This window comes from Ralstonia sp. Ralssp110 (assembly GCF_047325135.1).
Lineage (GTDB): Bacteria > Pseudomonadota > Gammaproteobacteria > Burkholderiales > Burkholderiaceae > Ralstonia > Ralstonia mojiangensis.
The window spans coordinates 1,278,452-1,298,785 of the sequence record NZ_CP168610.1; the positions used below are offsets into that span (position 1 = coordinate 1,278,452).

At 61.1% G+C, this 20,334-nt stretch carries 19 protein-coding genes; all 19 read left to right on the forward strand.

Annotated features, from left to right (window positions below; genetic code table 11):
- The first annotated feature begins 77 nt into the window (after nt 1-77).
- On the forward strand, nt 78-581 hold the full coding sequence (gene nuoE / locus ACEN9T_RS14800) for an NADH-quinone oxidoreductase subunit NuoE (RefSeq protein WP_004630801.1): 504 nt from the start codon (nt 78-80) through the stop codon (nt 579-581).
- A complete protein-coding gene (gene nuoF, locus ACEN9T_RS14805) occupies nt 582-1,877 on the forward strand; it encodes an NADH-quinone oxidoreductase subunit NuoF (protein WP_004630799.1) in 1,296 nt (431 codons plus the stop codon). It begins immediately after the preceding gene.
- A 12-nt stretch (nt 1,878-1,889) separates the two neighbouring features.
- Nucleotides 1,890-4,241 (forward strand): NADH-quinone oxidoreductase subunit NuoG, encoded by a 2,352-nt coding sequence (nuoG, locus tag ACEN9T_RS14810; protein ID WP_413708119.1) that lies wholly within the window; start codon nt 1,890-1,892, stop codon nt 4,239-4,241.
- An 8-nt stretch (nt 4,242-4,249) separates the two neighbouring features.
- Nucleotides 4,250-5,314 carry an NADH-quinone oxidoreductase subunit NuoH gene (gene nuoH / locus ACEN9T_RS14815; RefSeq protein WP_009241059.1) on the forward strand — a complete coding sequence of 355 codons (1,065 nt, stop codon included), beginning with the start codon at nt 4,250-4,252 and terminating at the stop codon, nt 5,312-5,314.
- A 20-nt stretch (nt 5,315-5,334) separates the two neighbouring features.
- Nucleotides 5,335-5,826 (forward strand): NADH-quinone oxidoreductase subunit NuoI, encoded by a 492-nt coding sequence (nuoI, locus tag ACEN9T_RS14820; RefSeq protein ID WP_003261939.1) that lies wholly within the window; start codon nt 5,335-5,337, stop codon nt 5,824-5,826.
- A 146-nt stretch (nt 5,827-5,972) separates the two neighbouring features.
- Complete coding sequence (locus tag ACEN9T_RS14825; RefSeq protein WP_092969570.1) at nt 5,973-6,605, forward strand: NADH-quinone oxidoreductase subunit J; 633 nt, start codon at nt 5,973-5,975, stop codon at nt 6,603-6,605.
- A gap of 17 nt (nt 6,606-6,622) precedes the next feature.
- Complete coding sequence (gene nuoK, locus ACEN9T_RS14830) at nt 6,623-6,934, forward strand: NADH-quinone oxidoreductase subunit NuoK (RefSeq protein WP_004630788.1); 312 nt, start codon at nt 6,623-6,625, stop codon at nt 6,932-6,934.
- Between the two features lie 29 nt (nt 6,935-6,963).
- Complete coding sequence (nuoL, locus tag ACEN9T_RS14835) at nt 6,964-9,024, forward strand: NADH-quinone oxidoreductase subunit L (RefSeq protein WP_413708120.1); 2,061 nt, start codon at nt 6,964-6,966, stop codon at nt 9,022-9,024.
- Between the two features lie 12 nt (nt 9,025-9,036).
- On the forward strand, nt 9,037-10,503 hold the full coding sequence (locus ACEN9T_RS14840; RefSeq protein ID WP_024975298.1) for an NADH-quinone oxidoreductase subunit M: 1,467 nt from the start codon (nt 9,037-9,039) through the stop codon (nt 10,501-10,503).
- A gap of 16 nt (nt 10,504-10,519) precedes the next feature.
- A complete protein-coding gene (gene nuoN / locus ACEN9T_RS14845; RefSeq protein ID WP_413708121.1) occupies nt 10,520-11,995 on the forward strand; it encodes an NADH-quinone oxidoreductase subunit NuoN in 1,476 nt (491 codons plus the stop codon).
- Nucleotides 11,996-12,005: 10 nt separating this feature from the next.
- A complete protein-coding gene (locus tag ACEN9T_RS14850; RefSeq protein ID WP_092969578.1) occupies nt 12,006-12,320 on the forward strand; it encodes a DUF2818 family protein in 315 nt (104 codons plus the stop codon).
- Nucleotides 12,321-12,364: 44 nt separating this feature from the next.
- On the forward strand, nt 12,365-12,976 hold the full coding sequence (locus ACEN9T_RS14855; RefSeq protein WP_413708122.1) for an NUDIX domain-containing protein: 612 nt from the start codon (nt 12,365-12,367) through the stop codon (nt 12,974-12,976).
- Between the two features lie 137 nt (nt 12,977-13,113).
- Complete coding sequence (locus tag ACEN9T_RS14860) at nt 13,114-13,575, forward strand: DUF1178 family protein (RefSeq protein ID WP_413708123.1); 462 nt, start codon at nt 13,114-13,116, stop codon at nt 13,573-13,575.
- 84 nt (nt 13,576-13,659) lie between these two features.
- Nucleotides 13,660-14,856 (forward strand): acyl-CoA dehydrogenase family protein, encoded by a 1,197-nt coding sequence (locus ACEN9T_RS14865; protein ID WP_252691175.1) that lies wholly within the window; start codon nt 13,660-13,662, stop codon nt 14,854-14,856.
- Between the two features lie 35 nt (nt 14,857-14,891).
- The gene (locus ACEN9T_RS14870) at nt 14,892-16,022 is read left to right on the forward strand and encodes an acyl-CoA dehydrogenase family protein (protein WP_413708124.1); all 1,131 of its coding nucleotides are present in this window, start codon (nt 14,892-14,894) and stop codon (nt 16,020-16,022) included.
- Nucleotides 16,023-16,078: 56 nt separating this feature from the next.
- Nucleotides 16,079-16,564 (forward strand): MaoC family dehydratase, encoded by a 486-nt coding sequence (locus ACEN9T_RS14875; protein ID WP_413708125.1) that lies wholly within the window; start codon nt 16,079-16,081, stop codon nt 16,562-16,564.
- A gap of 37 nt (nt 16,565-16,601) precedes the next feature.
- Complete coding sequence (locus ACEN9T_RS14880) at nt 16,602-17,081, forward strand: MaoC family dehydratase (protein ID WP_260779918.1); 480 nt, start codon at nt 16,602-16,604, stop codon at nt 17,079-17,081.
- Between the two features lie 264 nt (nt 17,082-17,345).
- A complete protein-coding gene (gene urtA, locus ACEN9T_RS14885; protein WP_413708126.1) occupies nt 17,346-18,608 on the forward strand; it encodes an urea ABC transporter substrate-binding protein in 1,263 nt (420 codons plus the stop codon).
- Nucleotides 18,609-18,714: 106 nt separating this feature from the next.
- On the forward strand, nt 18,715-20,334 hold the full coding sequence (urtB, locus tag ACEN9T_RS14890; RefSeq protein WP_413708127.1) for an urea ABC transporter permease subunit UrtB: 1,620 nt from the start codon (nt 18,715-18,717) through the stop codon (nt 20,332-20,334).

The window sequence follows — 20,334 nt, forward strand, 5'->3', positions numbered from 1 at the left end:
GGCTGTGAAACGAGGACGCACGCCGGGGCAAGGCTGCTAGGTAACACGCCCCGCGTCCCGCACCAATCGCAACGAACATGCTATCAGCAGAAGCTCTCAAGGAAATCGACCGGGCGGTCGCGAAATATCCCGCCGACCAGAAGCAGTCCGCCGTGATGGCGGCGCTGGCGGTCGCGCAGAGCGAGAAAGGCTGGGTCTCGCCCGAAGTCATGCAGTTCGTGGCCGAGTACCTCGAAATGCCGCCGGTGTGGGTCGAGGAAGTGGCGACGTTCTACAACATGTACGACACCAAGCCGGTGGGCCGCTTCAAGCTGTCGGTGTGCACGAACTTGCCGTGCGCGCTGTCGGGCGGGGAGCGCGCGGCCGATTACCTGAAGAAGAAGCTCGGCATCGGTTTCAACGAAACCACGGCCGACGGCAACTTCACGCTGAAGGAAGGCGAGTGCATGGGCGCGTGCGGTGATGCGCCGGTCATGATCGTCAACAATACCCACATGTGCAGCTTCATGAGCAACGAGAAGCTCGACGCGCTGATCGCCGACCTCCAGTCGAAGGCGCCGACCAACGGAGCAGGCAAGTAAATGACCTCCCTGCACGATCGACATATCCAGCCGTTGATTCTCGCTGGCCTGAACGGCGACAACTGGCACCTCGAAGATTACGTCAAGCGTGGCGGCTATCAGCAGCTCAAGCGCATCCTTACCGAGAAGATCACCCCCGAACAGGTCATTGCTGACGTGAAAGCGTCGGGCCTGCGCGGTCGTGGCGGTGCAGGCTTCCCGACTGGGCTGAAGTGGAGCTTCATGCCGCGCCAGTTCCCGGGCCAGAAGTATCTTGTCTGCAACACGGACGAAGGCGAGCCGGGTACGTTCAAGGATCGCGACATCATCCGTTACAACCCGCACGCGTTGATCGAGGGCATGGCCATCGGCGGTTACGCGATGGGCATCACCGTGGGTTACAACTACATCCACGGCGAAATCTGGAACGAATACAAGATCTTCGAGCAGGCGCTTGAAGAAGCGCGTGCTGCGGGCTTCCTGGGCGACAACATCCTGGGTTCTGGTTTCAACTTCCAGCTGCATGCGCACCATGGCTATGGCGCGTACATCTGCGGCGAAGAGACCGCGTTGCTTGAGTCGCTGGAAGGCAAGAAGGGCCAGCCGCGTTTCAAACCGCCGTTCCCGGCAAGCTTTGGTCTGTACGGCAAGCCGACCACCATCAACAACACCGAAACCTTTGCCGCAGTGCCGTTCCTGCTGGCCATCGGTCCGGACAACTACTTGAAGATGGGCAAGCCGAACAACGGCGGCTCGAAGATCTTCTCTGTGTCCGGCGACGTGGAGCGTCCGGGCAACTACGAGATTCCGCTCGGCACACCGTTCTCCAAGCTGCTGGAACTGGCCGGTGGCATGCGCGGCGGCAAGAAACTCAAGGCGGTCATCCCGGGTGGTTCGTCGGCGCCGGTAGTGCCGGCCGACCTGATGATGGCCTCCGACATGGACTACGACTCGATCGCCAAGGCTGGCTCGATGCTGGGCTCGGGCGCTGTGATCGTGATGGACGAAACGCGCTGCATGGTGAAGTCGCTGCTGCGCCTGTCGTACTTCTATTTCGAAGAGTCGTGCGGCCAGTGCACGCCGTGCCGCGAAGGCACCGGCTGGCTGTATCGCGTGGTCGACCGCATCGAGCACGGCAAGGGCCGCCAGGAAGACCTGGACCTGCTGAACAACGTGGCCGAAAACATCATGGGCCGGACTATCTGTGCGCTCGGCGATGCCGCTGCGATGCCGGTCCGCGGCATGCTCAAGCACTACTGGGATGAGTTCGCGTATCACGTCGAACACAAGCAGTGCATGGTGCCCACCTACATTTAAGCGTGGCAGAACATGGTTGAAATCGAAATCGATGGCAAGAAAGTCGAGGTTGCCGAAGGCAGCCTGGTGATGGAGGCGGCTCGCCAGACGGGCACCTACATTCCTCACTTTTGCTATCACCGCAAACTGTCGGTCGCGGCCAACTGCCGGATGTGCTTGGTCGAAGTCGAGAAGGCGCCCAAGGCGCTGCCCGCCTGCGCCACGCCAGTCACCGCGGGCATGAAGGTCTTCACAAACTCCGAGAAGGCCGTGAAGGCGCAGAAGTCCGTGATGGAATTCCTGCTGATTAACCACCCTCTGGATTGCCCGATCTGTGACCAGGGTGGCGAGTGCCAACTGCAGGATCTGGCCGTGGGCTATGGCAAGTCTGAATCGCGCTACCAGGAAGAGAAGCGTGTGGTGTTCCACAAGAACGTGGGCCCGCTGATCTCCATGGAAGAGATGACGCGGTGCATTCATTGCACGCGTTGCGTCCGCTTTGGTCAGGAAATTGCCGGCGTGATGGAGTTGGGCATGCTCAACCGCGGCGAGCATTCCGAGATCACGACGTTCGTTGGGCAGACCGTTGACTCCGAGTTGTCGGGCAACATGATCGACCTGTGCCCGGTCGGCGCGCTGACCAGCAAGCCGTTCCGCTATTCGGCCCGTACGTGGGAACTGGCACGCCGCAAGTCGGTGTCGCCCCACGACGGCCTGGGCGCGAACGTGATCGTCCAGACGAAGAACCAGCGCGTCATGCGCGTTCTGCCGCTGGACAACGAAGCCATCAACGAATGCTGGCTTTCCGACAAGGACCGCTTTGCCTATGAAGGCGTGAACAGCGACGACCGTCTGACGCAGCCGATGCTCAAGCAAGGCGGTCAATGGAAGGCTGTCGACTGGACCACCGCGCTGGAATACGTTGCTAACGGCCTGAACGAAATCAAGCGCGACCACGGCGCTGAGCAGATCGGTGCATTGGCCAGCCCGCACAGCACGCTGGAAGAGCTGTTCTTGCTGCAAAAGCTGGTACGTGGCATTGGCAGCGACAACGTCGATTTCCGTCTGCGCCAATCCGATTTCTCCGTCAAGCCGACGGGCGCTCCGTGGCTGGGCCTGCCTATCGCCGATGTGTCGCTGCTGCAGCGCACGCTGGTGGTGGGCGCCTTCCTGCGCAAGGATCATCCGCTGCTGGCTGCGCGTTTGCGGCAGGCTGGCAAGAAGGGTGCGCAACTGAACGTGATCGGTGCCGGCGGCGAAGATCTGCTGATGCCCGCCACGCAACTGTTGGGTGCACCGTCGCAATGGCTGTCGCTGCTGTCGCAAGTGGCGGTGGCCGTGGCTGCTGCCAACAACGCTGCCCGTCCGGGCGGCACCGATGGTATCGAAGCCGGTGACGTTGCCAAGCGCATCGCCGCAAGTCTCGCTTCGGGCGAGCGCAAGGCTGTGTTCCTCGGCAACGCTGCTGTGGCGCATCCGCAATTCTCGCAACTGCACGCGCTGGCTCAGTGGGTTGCGCAGCAGACCGGCGCGACGCTCGGCTTCCTGACGGAAGCGGCCAACACCGTTGGCGGCTACATTGCCGGTGCGTTGCCGCAAGGCAACGGCCTCGACGCTGCCGCCATGCTGGCGCAGCCGCGTCGTGCTTACGTACTCCTGGGCGCTGAACCTGAGTTCGATACCGCGAATCCCGTGCAGGCCCGTGCAGCACTAGACCAAGCTGACACTGTGATCGTGCTGGCGCCGTTTGCCTCCCGCGCTGCACTCGAGTACGCCGACGTGCTGCTGCCGACGGCACCGTTTACGGAAACTTCGGGCACGTTCGTCAACTGCGAAGGTCTGCCGCAAAGCTTCAATGGCGTTGTGCGTAGCCTGGGCGATTCTCGTCCGGCTTGGAAGGTCCTGCGCGTGCTGGGCAATCTGCTGAACGTGTCGGGCTTTGAATACGACAGCTCGGAAGTGGTGCGCGATGAAGTTCTGGCCAAGCCGGTCGCCGACCGCTTGTCGAATATGACGATCGCGCAGACCGTTGCTCCCGCTGCCACCACCGCCGGCGTCGAGCGTCTGGCTGATGTGCCGATCTACCACGCCGATCCGATCGTCCGCCGCGCTGGTTCGCTGCAACTGACGGCTGCAGCACGCGCTGCCGTGCGTGCTGGCTTGCCGGCTGATCTTTACGCGCAACTGGGCCTGACCAATGGTGACGCCGTGCGCGTGACGCAAGGGCAGAGCAGTGTGGTGCTGCCGGCCGTGCTGGACAAGTCGCTGGCTTCCGGCGTGATCCGGGTGCCCGCTGCCACCGAAGCTTCGGCTCAGCTGGGTGCCATGTTCGGCGCGGTAAGCGTTGAGAAGGTTGAATCGTCCGCGCTGGCGGCTACGGTGTAAGGGTCAACATGATCGAGTCGATTACTTCTTTCGGTACCGCCACCTTCGGTGGGTGGTGGCCGCTGATCTGGACGCTGGTCCGCGCGGTCTGCATCATTCTGCCGTTGCTGCTGTGCGTGGCTTACCTGATCCTGTGGGAGCGCAAGCTGATCGGCTGGATGCACGTGCGTCTGGGCCCGAACCGCGTGGGCCCAATGGGCCTGTTGCAGCCGATTGCCGACGTGCTCAAGCTGCTGCTCAAGGAAGTCATGGTGCCGAGCGCGGTCAGCCGTGGCATGTACATCATTGCGCCGCTGATGGTGCTGATGCCCGCTGTGGCGATCTGGGCGGTGATTCCGTTCCAGGCTGAAGCCATGGTGTCGAACATCAATGCCGGCCTGCTGTACGTGATGGCGATCAGCTCGGTGGGTGTGTATGGCGTGATTCTGGCCGGCTGGGCTTCGAACTCCAAGTACGCGTTCCTGGGTGCGATGCGCGCCTCGGCGCAGATGATTTCGTATGAAATCGCCATGGGCTTCGCGCTCGTGACGGTGCTGATGGTAACGGGCAGCTTGAATCTGTCGGACATCGTTAACTCCCAGAACCGCGGTTTCTTTGCGGGTCACGGTATCAACATCCTTTCGTGGAACTGGCTGCCGCTGCTGCCGATGTTCGGCGTCTATTTCATCTCGGGTGTGGCTGAAACGAACCGCCACCCGTTCGATGTGGTTGAGGGTGAATCCGAAATCGTGGCCGGCCACATGATCGAGTACTCGGGCATGGCGTTCGCGCTGTTTTTCCTGGCCGAGTACATCAACATGATCGTGATCTCGGCGCTGACGGCGACGCTGTTCCTGGGCGGCTGGGCTTCGCCCATCGATGCACCGGTCCTGAACTGGATTCCGGGCTTCTTCTGGCTGCTGATCAAGGTTTTCCTGCTGCTGTCGGTCTTTATCTGGCTGCGTGCATCGTTCCCGCGTTATCGCTATGACCAGATCATGCGTCTGGGCTGGAAGATCTTCATTCCGCTCACTGTGGGCTGGCTTGTCGTCGTCGCCATCTGGTTGGTGTCGCCGTGGAATATCTGGAAGTAACGGGACAATAGGAAGGCACCATGTTGCTTGCCATCAAGGAATTTTTTAACAGCCTGCTCCTGAAGGAACTCTTCAAGGGGCTGGCGCTGACCGGGCGCTACCTGTTTGCGCGCAAGATCACTGTTCTCTTTCCGGAAGAGAAGACGCCGCTGTCGCCGCGTTTCCGCGGTCTGCATGCACTGCGTCGCTATCCGAACGGCGAAGAACGATGCATCGCTTGCAAGCTGTGCGAAGCCGTTTGCCCGGCTCTGGCCATCACGATCGAGTCGGACCAGCGCGACGATGGCACTCGCCGCACCACGCGCTACGACATCGACCTGACCAAATGTATTTTCTGCGGCTTCTGTGAAGAGGCTTGCCCGGTGGACGCCATCGTCGAGACGCACATCCTGGAATACCACGGTGAAAAGCGCGGCGATCTGTATTTCACCAAAGACATGCTGCTGGCCGTGGGTGATCGCTTCGAGCCGGAAATTGCGGCCAACAAGGCGGCCGACGCAAAGTACCGCTGATTCAGAACGTCCGCCGTGCGGTTGGCGGGCGGTGCAGTTGACATCCCGGTTGGACAACGGCTCTTCGAGAGCCAACCAGTTGCGATGGCATCACGCCATCGCGGCTTTGGACAAGCGCGTGCCGCAAAACGGCCCGTGCCAGGATCATGGAAATCACGACGATCATCTTCTACTGTTTCGCGCTCGTGCTGGTGCTCGCAGCGCTGAAGGTCATCACCGCGAAGAACCCGGTGCACGCGGCGCTGTTCCTCGTGCTCTCGTTCTTTACCGCGGCGGCGATCTGGATGCTGCTCAAGGCGGAGTTCCTCGCCATCACGCTGGTGCTGGTCTACGTGGGGGCAGTGATGGTGCTGTTCCTGTTCGTGGTGATGATGATCGATATCGACATCGAGCACCTGCGGCGCGATTTCTGGACCTACGTGCCGATGGCAGCCTTCGTGGGCGTGGTCATCATCCTGGAAATGGCCGTCGTGCTGACCAAGACCTTCATGGGTCGCGTACAGCCCGTGCAGGAGCTGCCGAAGGGCTTTAACGGTCCGAATACGCAGGCGCTCGGGAAGCTTATCTATACCGATTACATCTATGCCTTTGAAGTGGCTGGCGCAGTGCTGCTGCTGGCTATTGTTGCGGCAGTGGCTCTGACTGCCCGCCGCCGCAAGGACACCAAGGCCCAGAACGTGTCCGATCAAATCCGCGTGAAGCGCAAGGACCGCGTGCGTCTGGTCTCGATGCCGTCTGAGAAGTCGGCTGGCGCAGCTTCGGCTGAATCCAAGAGCTGAGCCCCGGGAGAACTCATATGTCTTCGCTATCCCTTGCCCATTACCTCGTGCTCGGCGCGGTGCTGTTTGCCATCAGCATCGTCGGCATTTTCCTGAACCGCAAGAACGTCATCGTGCTGTTGATGGCGATCGAACTGATGTTGCTGGCGGTTAACCTGAACTTCGTCGCGTTCTCCCATTACTTGGGCGATCTGGCGGGGCAGGTGTTCGTATTTTTCATCCTGACGGTGGCCGCGGCGGAATCCGCGATTGGTCTCGCCATTCTGGTGGTGCTGTTCCGTAATCTGGACACCATCAACGTCGACGATCTGGACAGCCTGAAGGGCTGACCTCCGCATCCACCTATAAGAAGCGTTCCATGGCTACCACGCTCAATCCCAACCTGCTGCTGGCGATCCCGCTCGCGCCGCTGGCCGGCGCGGCGATCGCCGGGCTGTTCGGCACCAAGTTCTTTGGCGAGAAGATCGGCCGCACGGCATCCCACAGCGTCACCATCCTTGGTGTTGCGATCGCCTTCATTCTGTCGGCGCTGACGCTGTCCGACGTCATCAATGGCGCCGGTTACAACGGCACCGTCTATGAATGGATGACGGTGGGCTCGCTGAAGATGGAAGTCGGCTTCCTCATCGATTCGCTTACGGCGATGATGATGTGCGTGGTGACCTTCGTCTCGCTGATGGTGCACATCTACACCATCGGCTACATGGCGGAAGACGACGGCTACAACCGTTTCTTCGCGTACATCTCTCTGTTCACCTTCTCGATGTTGATGCTCGTGATGAGCAACAACTTCCTGCAGCTGTTCTTTGGTTGGGAAGCGGTGGGTCTGGTGTCGTACCTGCTGATCGGCTTCTGGTTCAAGCGCCCGACGGCCATCTACGCCAACATGAAGGCGTTCCTGGTTAACCGCGTGGGTGACTTCGGCTTCGTGCTCGGCATCGGCTTGCTGCTTGCCTACAGCGGCAGCCTGAGCTACGCCGACGTGTTTGCCGCCCGCGACAACCTGGCCACGGTCGGCTTCCCCGGCACCGATTGGCACATGCTGACGGTCGCCTGTATCTGCCTGTTCATTGGTGCGATGGGTAAATCGGCGCAGTTCCCGCTGCACGTATGGCTGCCGGACTCGATGGAAGGTCCGACCCCGATTTCCGCACTGATTCACGCGGCCACTATGGTGACTGCCGGTATTTTCATGGTCGCGCGCATGTCGCCGCTGTTCGAGTTGTCGGACACCGCGCTGTCATTCGTGCTGATCATCGGCGCCATCACTGCGCTGTTCATGGGTTTCCTGGGCATCATCCAGACCGACATCAAGCGGGTGGTGGCGTACTCCACGCTGTCCCAGCTGGGCTACATGACCGTCGCGCTGGGCGCATCGGCTTATCAAGTGGCCGTGTTCCACCTGATGACGCACGCGTTTTTCAAGGCGCTGCTGTTCCTCGGCGCGGGCTCGGTCATTATCGGCATGCATCACGATCAGGACATGCGCAACATGGGCGGCCTGCGCAAGTACATGCCGATCACATGGCTGACGTCGCTGGTGGGGTCGCTGGCGTTGATCGGCACGCCGTTCTTTGCAGGTTTCTATTCGAAGGACTCGATCATCGAAGCGGTGCGTGAATCGCACCTGCCGGGCGCTGGTTTCGCTTACTGGGCGGTACTGGCCGGTGTGTTCGTGACCGCGTTCTACTCGTTCCGCATGTACTTCCTGGTGTTTCACGGTGAAGAGCGGTTCGGCAAGGAAGACTCGCATCACGAAGGCAATCACGTGGATGAAGAAGAGACCGCCGACCATCACCACGGTTTGGCCCCGGGGCAGAAGCCGCACGAGTCGCCGTGGGTGGTGACGGTGCCGCTGGTCCTGCTGGCGATTCCGTCGGTCATCATCGGTGCAATGGCAATCCAGCCGATGCTGTTCGGCGAGTTCTTCAAGCACGGTGTGGTGTTTTCGGAAGTCATCTTCAATGCTGACAACCACGAAGCAATGAAGGTGTTGGCCGAAGACTTCCACGGCTGGGTCGAGATGGCGCTGCACGGCTTCACGTCGGCCCCGTTCATCCTGCTGCTGGCCGGTGTCGTGTTGTCGTGGTTCTTCTACCTCAAGCGTCCGGATATTCCGGCAGCAATTGCCCAGCGCTTCTCCGGTGTCTACAAGCTGCTGGACAACAAGTACTACATGGACAAGATCAACGAGATCGTCTTCGCCAACGGTGCGGTCAAGTTTGGCCGTGGCCTGTGGAAGGGCGGCGATCAGGGCGTGATCGACGGTGTTGTCGTCAATGGCAGCGCACGTCTGGTGGGCTGGTTCGCGACTGTCGTGCGCCTGCTCCAGTCCGGCTTCATCTATGACTATGCGTTCGCGATGATCATCGGCACGGTTGGGCTGCTGACGTATTTCGTGTTCCTGGCAGGCAAATAAGGGATTACAAAAATGGTTCTGTCTTTTGCGATCTGGCTGCCGATCTTCTTCGGCGTGCTGGTGCTGGCCTCGGGCTCAGACCGCAATCCCGGTTATGTCCGCTGGATGTCGCTGATCGGCTCGCTGATCAGCTTTGTGATGACGCTGCCGCTGATCACGCGTTTCGATAAGACGACGGCTGCAATGCAGTTCGTCGAGAAATCGTCGTGGATCGAGCGCTTCCACATCAGCTACTACCTAGGTGTCGACGGCATCTCGATGTGGTTCGTGGTGCTGACCGCATTCATCACCGTCATCGTGGTGATTGCCGCGTGGGAAGTGATCACCGAGCGCGTGGCGCAGTACATGGCCGCGTTCCTGATCCTGTCGGGCCTGATGATCGGCGTGTTTGCGTCGCTCGACGGTCTGCTGTTCTACGTGTTCTTCGAAGCCACGCTGATCCCGATGTACATCATCATCGGCGTGTGGGGCGGTCCGAACCGCGTCTATGCGGCATTCAAGTTCTTCCTGTACACGCTGCTTGGCTCGTTGTTGACGCTGGTTGCGCTGCTTTATCTGTACTTCCACAGCGGCACGTTCGAGATCCTGCAATGGCATCAGGTCAAGCTGTCGATGAACGAGCAGATCCTGATCTTCCTCGCGTTCTTCATGGCCTTCGCCGTGAAGGTGCCGATGTGGCCGGTGCACACGTGGCTGCCGGACGCTCACGTGGAGGCGCCGACCGGTGGTTCCGTGGTGCTGGCCGCCATCATGCTGAAGCTGGGCGCCTACGGTTTCCTGCGGTTCTCGCTGCCGATCGCCCCGGATGCCAGCCATAGCCTGTCTGCATTCATCATTGCGATTTCGCTGGTCGCCGTGATCTACATCGGCTTGGTCGCGCTGGTGCAGGCCGACATGAAGAAGCTGGTCGCATATTCGTCGATCGCGCACATGGGCTTCGTCACGCTGGGCTTCTTCATCTTCAACGAGATCGGTGTCGAGGGCGGTATCGTTCAGATGATCTCGCACGGCTTCATTTCAGGCGCAATGTTCCTGTGCATTGGCGTGTTGTATGACCGCGTGCACTCGCGTCAGATTGCCGATTACGGCGGTGTGGTGAACACCATGCCGAAGTTCGCGGCGCTGTCGGTCTTCTTTGCGATGGCCAACTGCGGCCTGCCGGCAACCTCGGGCTTCGTCGGCGAATTCATGGTGATCCTGGGTTCGGTCAAGTTCAACTTCTGGATTGGCCTGTTGGCCGCCACGGCGCTGATCTTTGGCGCAGCGTATTCGCTGTGGATGGTCAAGCGCGTGATCTTCGGTGATGTGACCCACAAGCATGTGGCCGAGCTGAAGGACCTGAATTGCCGCGAGTTCTTCATGTTGGGCGTGCTCGCGATCGCCACCCTGTACATGGGCCTGTATCCGAAGCCCTTCACCGATGTCATGCATGCGTCCGTGGTCAACCTGCTGACCCACGTGGCTCAGTCGAAGCTGTAAGCAGCGAGAAGAAACTATGCAATCGTCCTCCTCTATTGCGGCTTTTGCCCCAATCGTTTTTCTCGCGCTAGGCATCGGTGCCGTCAACTGGATTGACTTGGCACGCGGCCAGAAACGAAGCAGCGTGGCGTATCCGGTTTCGTTGGTGATTACGCTGGTGCTGGCCGTTTGGTTCGCGTTGAACGCTGCGAACGGTGAGACCCACTACGTCTTCGGCAACATGGCCGTGATCGATCCTATGGCCAACGTGCTGGCGTCGTTCTGTGCGCTGACGCTGTTTGCCACACTGGTGTACACCCGCCGCTATCTCGCCGACCGCGACATGTATGCAGGCGAGTTCTACATGTTCGCCTTGTTTACGCTGGGTGGTCAGGTGGTGATGATCACCGGCAACAATTTCCTCGTGCTCTATCTGGGCCTGGAACTGCTGTCGCTGGCGTCGTACACGCTGGTAGCGCTGCGTCGCCGTTCGAACGTGTCGTCCGAATCGGCCATGAAGTATTTCATTCTGGGCGCACTCGCATCGGGCCTGTTGCTGTACGGCATGTCGATGCTGTACGGCGCGACCGGCTCGCTGGAGCTGGGCAAGGTGTTTGACGCGATCAAGAACGGCGAGATCAACAAGACGATCCTCGTGTTCGGCGTGGTGTTCATCGTTGCTGGCCTGGGCTTCAAGCTGGGTGTGGCGCCGTTCCACATGTGGGTGCCCGACGTGTACCAAGGCTCGCCGACGGCTGTGACGCTGCTGATTGCCGGCGCACCGAAGGTCGCTGCGTTTGCAATGACGTTTCGCATTCTGGTGGAAGGCTTGCTGCCGCTGGCATTTGACTGGCAGAACATGCTGATCGTGCTGGCCGTCGTGTCGCTGGCTATCGGCAATATCACGGGCGTTGTTCAGACCAATTTCAAGCGTCTGCTGGGCTATTCCACAGTCTCGCACATGGGCTTTCTGCTGCTGGGCTTGGTGTCGGGCGTCAGCTCCGCCAAACCGGACTTGACGGCCCAGGCCTACAGCGCGTCGATGTTCTATGCGATCACCTACGTGCTGACCGCATTGGGTGGCTTCGGCATGATCCTGCTGCTTGCACGCAAGGGCTATGAGGCAGAAGAGATTGCCGACCTCAAAGGCTTGTCGAAAAAGAGTCCGTGGTTTGCGCTGCTGATGCTGTTCATCATGATGTCGCTGGCCGGCTTGCCGCCGACGGTTGGCTTCTACGCCAAGCTGTCGGTCCTGGGTGCGGTGGTCGATGCCGGTATGCCGTGGCTGGCCGTCGTGGCCGTGCTGTTCTCGCTGGTCGGTGCGTTTTACTACCTGCGCGTCATCAAGGTTATGTACTTTGATGCGCCGGCAGACGATGGCCCCGTGGAGGCCACCTTTGGCCTGCGCTCGCTGCTGTCGGTCAATGGCCTGTTGGTGTTGTTGCTGGGTATCTTCCCGGCCGGTCTGATGGCCGTGTGCTATCAGGCAATCCGCCTGACGCTGGCTTCATAAGCTGAGCACCGTGAGCACTTCGACGGGCGGTCTGTTTGTCATCGTGTTGGCACTGATCTGTGCCAACCTGCCGTTCGTCAACCAACGCGTGCTGGCGCTGGTGCCGGCACGCTGGCCGCGCAAGCCGTTCTGGCTGCGCGGCACCGAGCTGATTGCCATGTATGTTGTGGTGGGGCTGATCGGCTTTGGTATCGAATCGAGCCAGGGCAATGCGTTCCCGCAAGGCTGGCAGTTTTATGCGATCACCGCTTGCCTGATGCTGGTGTTCGCGTTTCCCGGCTTCACTTGGCAATACCTGGTTCGCCATCCCCGCGATTCCCGTTAATTCCCGCCGGGCAGGTTCCCGCTGTCTCGGCATGAGAGAGCGCCATGTCCGATCACACCCCGCCGAACGAAACCTCTGAGACTGCGCAGGACTCGGATGCCGGCCTGCGCGAGACGCGGGTGGCCTCTGCGCTGATGCACCAGGGTAAATTCCTCACGCTCAAGCAGGACATCGTCCGTCTGCCTGACGGCCGAAATGCCAGCCGCGAATATCTGGTTCATCCCGGTGCGGTGATGATGATTCCGCTGTTCGACGATGGCACCGTGCTCATGGAGCGCCAGTTTCGCTATCCAGTCGACAGGGTGATGATCGAGTTTCCAGCCGGCAAGCTCGACCCGCAGGAAGGCGCGCTCGCATGCGGCAAGCGCGAACTGCGGGAGGAAACCGGCTACACGGCCGAGCGCTGGGACTACCTCACACGCATCCACCCGGTCATTTCGTATTCCACCGAATTCATCGACATTTATCTTGCGCGGGATCTGAAGCAAGGCAAGGCGATGCTCGATGAAGGCGAATTTCTCGAGACTTTTGTCACGTCGGCTGGCCAGCTCATCGATTGGGTGCGCGATGGCAAGATTTCGGACGTGAAGACCATCATCGGCACGTTCTGGCTCGAGAAGATCCTGTCTGGGACGTGGACGCCAAGTGCAGCCTGAGGCGCTTGCTGCCGTCGCTTGATCACACGATTTTGCTGTCTTCGCTACCATGGCGAACGGTCGTGCGAAAAAATTAGCACGACCGTTCACAAATTTTCGAATCGGGGATACACTCATCCCCATGCGCTGGACCGATCATGAAAGTGCTGGACCTCCGCTGTGCCAATGACCACCGTTTCGAAGGCTGGTTCGGCTCCGATGCCGACCTGCAATCGCAGCGGGAGCGCGGGCTATTGACGTGCCCAGTTTGTGGCCATAACGAGGTTGAGCGCTTGCCGAGTGCGCCGCGCCTGAATCTGTCGTCGTCTCGTGCGGAGACCGCCCGGAAAAGCGGTGCCGACAAGACGGGCGAAAGCGATGGCGGAGCGCCCGCGGCCCTGCAACAGCTCTACCTGAAAGCTGTGCGCCATGTCCTTGCCAATACCGAGGACGTCGGCGAGCGGTTTGCAGAAGAGGCGCGCCGCATGCATTACAACGAGGCGCCGGAGCGGGGCATTCGCGGGACGACGTCTCGGGAGGAAGCGCAGGAACTGGCGGAGGAAGGCATCGACGTGATGCCGCTGTTGGTGCCCGACGCGCTCAAGCAGCCCGTGCACTAGCAGCCTCGATTCAGGTCCGCGCCGGTCCGACAGAACGTTCTCCACCGATTTGCCACGGTGGGGAGCCAACCACAGGAGACAGGCATGGATCTGAACTACTCGGCGGCCGATGAAGCATTCCGCCAGGAAGTCCGCGGCTGGCTGGAAGCCAATCTGCCCAAGGACATCCAAGACAAGGTGTTGAACCACCGCCGCCTGAACCGCGACGATTTTGTGCGCTGGCACAAGGCGCTCGCGGCCAAGGGCTGGTCGGTGCCGCACTGGCCGGTCGAGTGGGGCGGCACCGGCTGGTCGCCCATCCAAAAGCACATCTGGGACGAAGAGTGCGCGCAGGTCGGCGCGCCTGGCGTGCTGCCGTTCGGCGTTAGCATGGTCGCGCCCGTGATCATGAAGTACGGCAATGAAGCGCAGAAACGCTACTTCCTCCCGCGCATCGTTGATTGCACCGACTGGTGGTGCCAGGGCTATTCGGAGCCGGGTTCCGGTTCTGATCTGGCCTCGGTGAAGACGCGTGCCGTGCGCGAAGGCGATCACTACATCGTCAACGGTCAGAAGACCTGGACCACGCTCGGCCAACACGCCGACATGATCTTCTGCCTCGTTCGCACCGACCCCGATGCGAAGAAGCAAGAAGGCATCTCGTTCTTGCTGATCGACATGAAGACGCCGGGCATTACCGTGCGGCCGATCATCATGCTGGACGAAGAGCACGAGGTGAACGAAGTCTTCTTCGACAACGTCAAGGTGCCCGTCCAGAACCTGATCGGTGATGAGAACCGCGGGTGGACTTACGCCAAATACCTGCTCGGCCACGAGCGCACGGGCATTGCACGTGTGGGCAATTCCAAGCGCGAACTGGCGTTTCTCAAGCGCGTTGCTCTGCAACACCAGAAGAACGGCAAGCCGCTGCTGCAGGATCCGGTATTCGGCGCCAAGGTGGCCTCGCTGGAAATCGAACTGCTGGCATTGGAGATGACGGTGCTGCGCGTAGTATCGAGCGAGAACGCCGGCAAGGGCCCCGGCCCCGAGGCGTCGCTGCTCAAGATCAAGGGCACGCAGATCCAACAGATGTTGACCGAGCTGATGGTCGAGGCCGTTGGGCCGTATGCCCAGCCGTTCGATCCGAGCTACCTGGAAGGCGACACCTTGCAGGCCGTGACGGGCGACAACGATGCCGCGCCGCTTGCGCCGTACTACTTCAACTATCGTAAGACCTCGATCTACGGCGGGTCGAACGAGATCCAGCGCAACATCATCTCGCAGATGATCCTTGGCGTCTGAGCAGAACGGCGACAAAACACATAGCGGAGATAAACATGGATTTCTCGTTCACCGACGAACAGAAGCAACTGGCTGATGCAGTGCGCCGCTTCATCGACAAGGACTACGGCTTTGAGGCGCGCAACAAGGTGGTGTACTCGCCGGAGGGCGTGTCACAGGGTCATTGGGATGCGCTGGCTGAACTTGGCTTGACCGCGTTGCCGGTGCCGGAAGCACAAGGTGGTTTTGACGGCCGCGCAATGGATTTGCTGGTGGTGATGCAGGAGCTCGGCCGAGGCTTGGTCGTGGAGCCGTATCAGGCGACTGTGCTTGGCGCGCAGGCGCTCAAGCTTGCAGGCGGGCAGGATGCCTTGCTTGAAGAAGTCGCAGGCGGCGCCGTGAAGCTGGCCATTGCATTCGGCGAGCCCCAATCGCGTTACGAGCTTTTCAATGTCACCACGCGTGCCGCGCAGCAGGGCAGTGGCTGGACGCTCACGGGGGAGAAGGCGGTTGTGGTGCATGGCGCGCAGGCAGACAAGCTGATCGTCTCGGCGCGCACCGGTGGCGAAGCGCGTGATACGTCGGGCCTGTCGCTCTTCGTCGTCGACCGCGATGCCGCTGGCGTGACGGTCAAGGACTACCGCACGATCGACAACCTGCACGCTGCGGACATCCGCTTCGACAACGCGCCGGCAACGCTGCTGGGCAAGGCCGGTGAAGCGTGGGAGACCATCGACGCCGTCGCCGATCTCGGCTGCGTGCTGTTGTGCGCTGAAGCGATCGGTCTGATCGATGCGCTGAACGCTGCAACGCTGGAGTACACCAAGACCCGCCAGCAGTTTGGCGTGCCCATCGCGCGCTTCCAAGCGCTGCAGCATCGCATGGTCGACATGTTCATCCATGGCGAGCAGGCGCGTTCGATCACGTACTTGGCCGCTGCGCACTTTGAAGATGGCGATGTCGAGGCACGCCGGCGGTATGTGTCGGCGGCCAAGGCACGTGTCGGCCAGGCTGCGCGCGATGTTGGCCAGGAAGCGGTGCAGTTGCACGGCGGCATGGGCGTCACGAACGAACTGCCGGCCGCACACATGTTCAAGCGGCTGACGATGATCAACACGACGCTGGGTGACGTGGATCATCACCTGGCACGCTTCGCATCGCTGCCCGGCTTCCAGCAGGCGGCGTAACGGCAAACCTGAACGCCCCGCATTCGTGCGGGGCGTTGTCATTTGGAGGAGACGATATGGCGGAGAACGAAAAGGCAGCAGCACCACGATCGTACGAGTTCTACTTCGACGATTTCGAGGTCGGCCGGACGCTGCAGATGGGTACCTACACCGTCACCGAAGAAGAGATCCTGACCTTCGCGCGGCAGTACGATCCGCAGCCGTTCCACATCGATGCGGAAGCCGCCAAGCACAGCATCTACGGGGGCATCATCTCGAGCGGCTGGATGACGTGCTCGATCATGATGCGGTTGATGGTGACCGGCTTCCTCGGCAAGGCGGCCAGCATGGGTTCGCCCGGCGTGGATGAAATCCGCTGGATGAAGCCGGTGTATCCAGGCGACACGCTGTCAGTGTCGAGCACGTGCATGGAAGTGCGTCCGTCGCAGTCGAAGCCGGACCGCGGCGTGGCCGTCAACCGCTGGGAGGCACACAATCAGCGCGGCGAACTCGTCTGCACGGTAACGGGCATGGGCCTGTTTGGCCGTCGCCCAAAGGCTTGATTCCACGTCATCGCATCACAACAAGGAGACAACCCAGATGCGCATCATCGAATCGCTCGACGAGCTCAAAGGCTTGATCGGTCAGGAAGTGGCCGTGAGCGACTGGACAGAGATCACGCAGCAGCAGGTGAACCTCTTTGCCGAGGCCACGGGCGATCACCAGTGGATTCACGTGGACGTTGAGCGCGCCAAGCGCGAGTCGCCGTTCGGAGCGCCGGTGGCGCACGGCTTCCTGACGCTGTCGCTGCTGCCGATGCTGATGGCGAACGCGATCGAGATGTCCGACGTGAAGATGGGCGTGAACTACGGCCTGAACAAGGTCCGATTCACCGCACCTGTGCCGGTGGGCAGCCGTGTGCGCGCCCGCGTGAAGCTGGTGGAAATGGAAGCGCTGCCGCCGTTGCCCAATGCTCCCACCTTGACCGGCGCGCAAATGACCTGGGCTGTGACCATCGAACGCGAAGGGCAGGAGCGCCCGGTGTGCGTGGCCGAATCGATTTCGCGCCGCTATTCCTGAGTCTCGCTTTTCGTAGGTTCACCAGGCCGGCGCAATGCCGGCCTTTCTTTTGCCTTGGCTTTCCCTTGCGTTCAGCTTGTTTTGTGCTTGTCTGCGCGCGCCCCAAGCGGGCGCATCCTGCGGGCCAAATGCGCGTTCTTGGCGCGGCTTTGGCACCGTTTTGGCGCGGATTTCCCTTCGAATGAGCCAAATGCGATGGCACGGTAGTTGCACTTTTGGGCCCCGGGGAGTCGTTCTCGCCACCAATAAACCCAAGGAGCCGCAATGAAACGTCGTGAGCTGTTGAAGCTGTCTGCCGTCGCCGCCGCAACGCTGTTGTCCGTGTCGAGCCTCGCGTTTGCTCAGGCAAAGGACCCGATCAAGGTCGGTATCCTGCATTCGCTGTCGGGCACCATGGCCATCTCCGAAACGTCGCTGAAAGACGTGGCGCTGATGACGATCGACGAGATCAACAAGAGCGGCGGCGTGCTGGGCCGCAAGCTGGAACCGGTGGTGGTGGACCCGGCATCGAACTGGCCGCTGTTTGCCGAGAAGGCGCGCGGGCTGCTGACGCAGGACAAGGTGGCCGTCACGTTCGGTTGCTGGACGTCGGTGTCGCGCAAGTCGGTGCTGCCGGTCTATGAAGAGTTGAACGGCCTGCTGTTCTACCCGGTGCAGTACGAAGGCGAAGAGATGTCGAAGAACGTCTTCTACACCGGCGCGGCGCCCAACCAGCAAGCCATTCCGGCGGTGGAATACCTGATGAGCAAGGAAGGCGGCGGCGCCAAGCGCTTCTTCCTGCTCGGTACCGATTACGTCTATCCGCGCACGACCAACAAGATCCTGCGCGCGTTCCTGCACAGCAAAGGCGTGAAAGACAGCGACATCGAAGAGGTCTACACCCCGTTTGGTCACTCCGACTATCAGACCATCGTCGCCAACATCAAGAAGTTCTCGCAGGGCGGCAAAACCGCTGTCATTTCCACCATCAACGGCGATTCGAACGTGCCGTTCTACAAGGAACTCGGCAACGCTGGCCTGAAGGCTAAGGATGTACCGGTGGTGGCCTTCTCGGTGGGTGAAGAAGAACTGCGCGGCATCGACACCAAGCCGCTGGCCGGCCAATTGGCAGCGTGGAACTACTTCATGTCGGTCAAGAACCCCGTCAACGATGACTTCAAGAAGAAGTGGGCTGCGTGGGTGAAGTCCAACAACCTGCCGGGTGGTGACAAGCGCGTCACCAACGACCCGATGGAAGCCACTTACGTCGGCATCATGATGTGGAAGCAGGCCGTGGAAAAGGCTGGTTCCACCGACGTGGACAAGGTCCGCAAGGCGATGTACGGCCAGCAGTTCAAGGCGCCGTCCGGCTTCACGCTGGTGATGAACAACAACCACCACCTGAGCAAGCCCGTGATGATCGGCGAAGTGCGCGGCGATGGTCAGTTCAACGTCGTGTGGAAAACGCCGACGGTGATCCGCGCCAAGCCGTGGAGCCCGTACATCCCCGGCAACGAGGGCAAGCCTGACATGGTTGCAAGCAAGTGATGTGGTCAGGCGGGCCGGCCATGTGTCTGACGTAGCCGGTCCTTTGAACGACGCTGTACGACGTGGCGGACCGGTTTCGACATCGGCCGCCACGTATCGGATTGCCATGATGCGCTTGTCCCGATTCTTTGCCGCGCTGCTGTGCGCGGTCTGTCTGGCTGCGATGCCCGCGGTATCTGCGTGGGCGGCCGGACAACCTTTGACCCAGGCGGATCTCAAGCCCCTGGCCGAAGACGATTTCGACGCCAAGGTAAAGACGCTCAACGCGCTCACCGCAGCGCCTGCCGAACAGGCCGGCCCGATTCTGCAAGCGTTGCAGAACGACGCGCTGTTCTTTGCGCCTGCCGCCGGCATGGTGCGCCAGGACGGCGAGCGCTACCTCGATGCGATCACTGGCCAGCCCGTGACCGTCAAGGCCGATGACCTGCAATCCCTCACGTTGAACAATGCCTTGCGTGCCCAGGTGGACAGCGCGGCGAGCGGCTTTGTGCTGCAATCGCCCGATCGCGCCGTGCGCGCGCAGGCCGTCGATACGCTGCTCGCACATCCGGAGACGGCGTCGCGCCCCATTGTCGACGCCGCACGCAAGCATGAAACCGATCCGGAGTTGCGCGGCAAGCTGCATCTGCTGTGGGCCAATCTCGCACTCGACGACGGCACACATGCCGAGAAGCTGGAAGCGCTGAAGCTGCTTGCCGGCGACACCAATCCGCAGACCCGGCAACGCATTGCACCGCTGCTCGCGAAAGACAGCGGGGCGGATGGCGAGCTGCGCGCCGCCGCACAGCAAGCGCTCGATAGTCTGGCCGCACAGGAACGCAAATCTGAACTGATCGGCAACCTGTTTGCCGGCCTGAGCCTGGGCTCCGTGCTGCTGCTCGCGGCCCTCGGGCTGGCCATCACCTATGGCCTGATCGGCGTCATCAACATGGCGCATGGCGAGTTCCTGATGATCGGCGCGTATGCCACGTATGTGGTGCAAACGATCTTCCGCAATTACTTTCCGAACGCGTTTGACTGGTATCTCCCGGCAGCGCTGCCTGCAGCGTTCCTGGCCGCAGCCGTCGTCGGCTTTGCGCTGGAGCGGCTGGTGCTGCGTCACCTGTATGGCCGTCCGCTCGAAACGCTGCTCGCCACGTTCGGGATCAGCCTGCTGCTGATGCAGGCAGTGCGCTCGATCTTCGGTGCGCAGAACGTGGAGGTAGCCAACCCGAGTTGGATGAGCGGTGGCGTTGCGCTTACGCAGGGCCTTGTGCTGCCGTATAACCGGCTCGTCATCCTGCTGTTTGCGTTGGCCGTGGTCGCGATTGCATGGGCGGTGCTCAACCGAACGCGCCTGGGCCTGTTCGTGCGTGCTACCACGCAGAACCGCACGATGGCCGCCTGCGTTGGCGTGCGCACCTGGAAGGTCGACAGCTACGCGTTTGCATTCGGTGCCGGTATTGCCGGACTGGGCGGCTGCGCGCTTTCGCAGATCGGCAACGTCGGGCCGGACCTCGGCCAGAGCTACATCATCGATTCGTTCATGGCCGTGGTGCTGGGCGGGGTGGGGCAGCTGGCCGGCACGATCATCGGTGCGTTCGGGCTGGGCCTCATCAACAAGTTCATCGAGCCGTTCTATGGCGCGGTGCTGGCGAAGATCATCGTGCTGGTGCTGATCGTGCTGTTCATCCAGAAGCGTCCGCAGGGCCTGTTCGCCCTCAAGGGCCGCAGCGCCGAGGCCTGA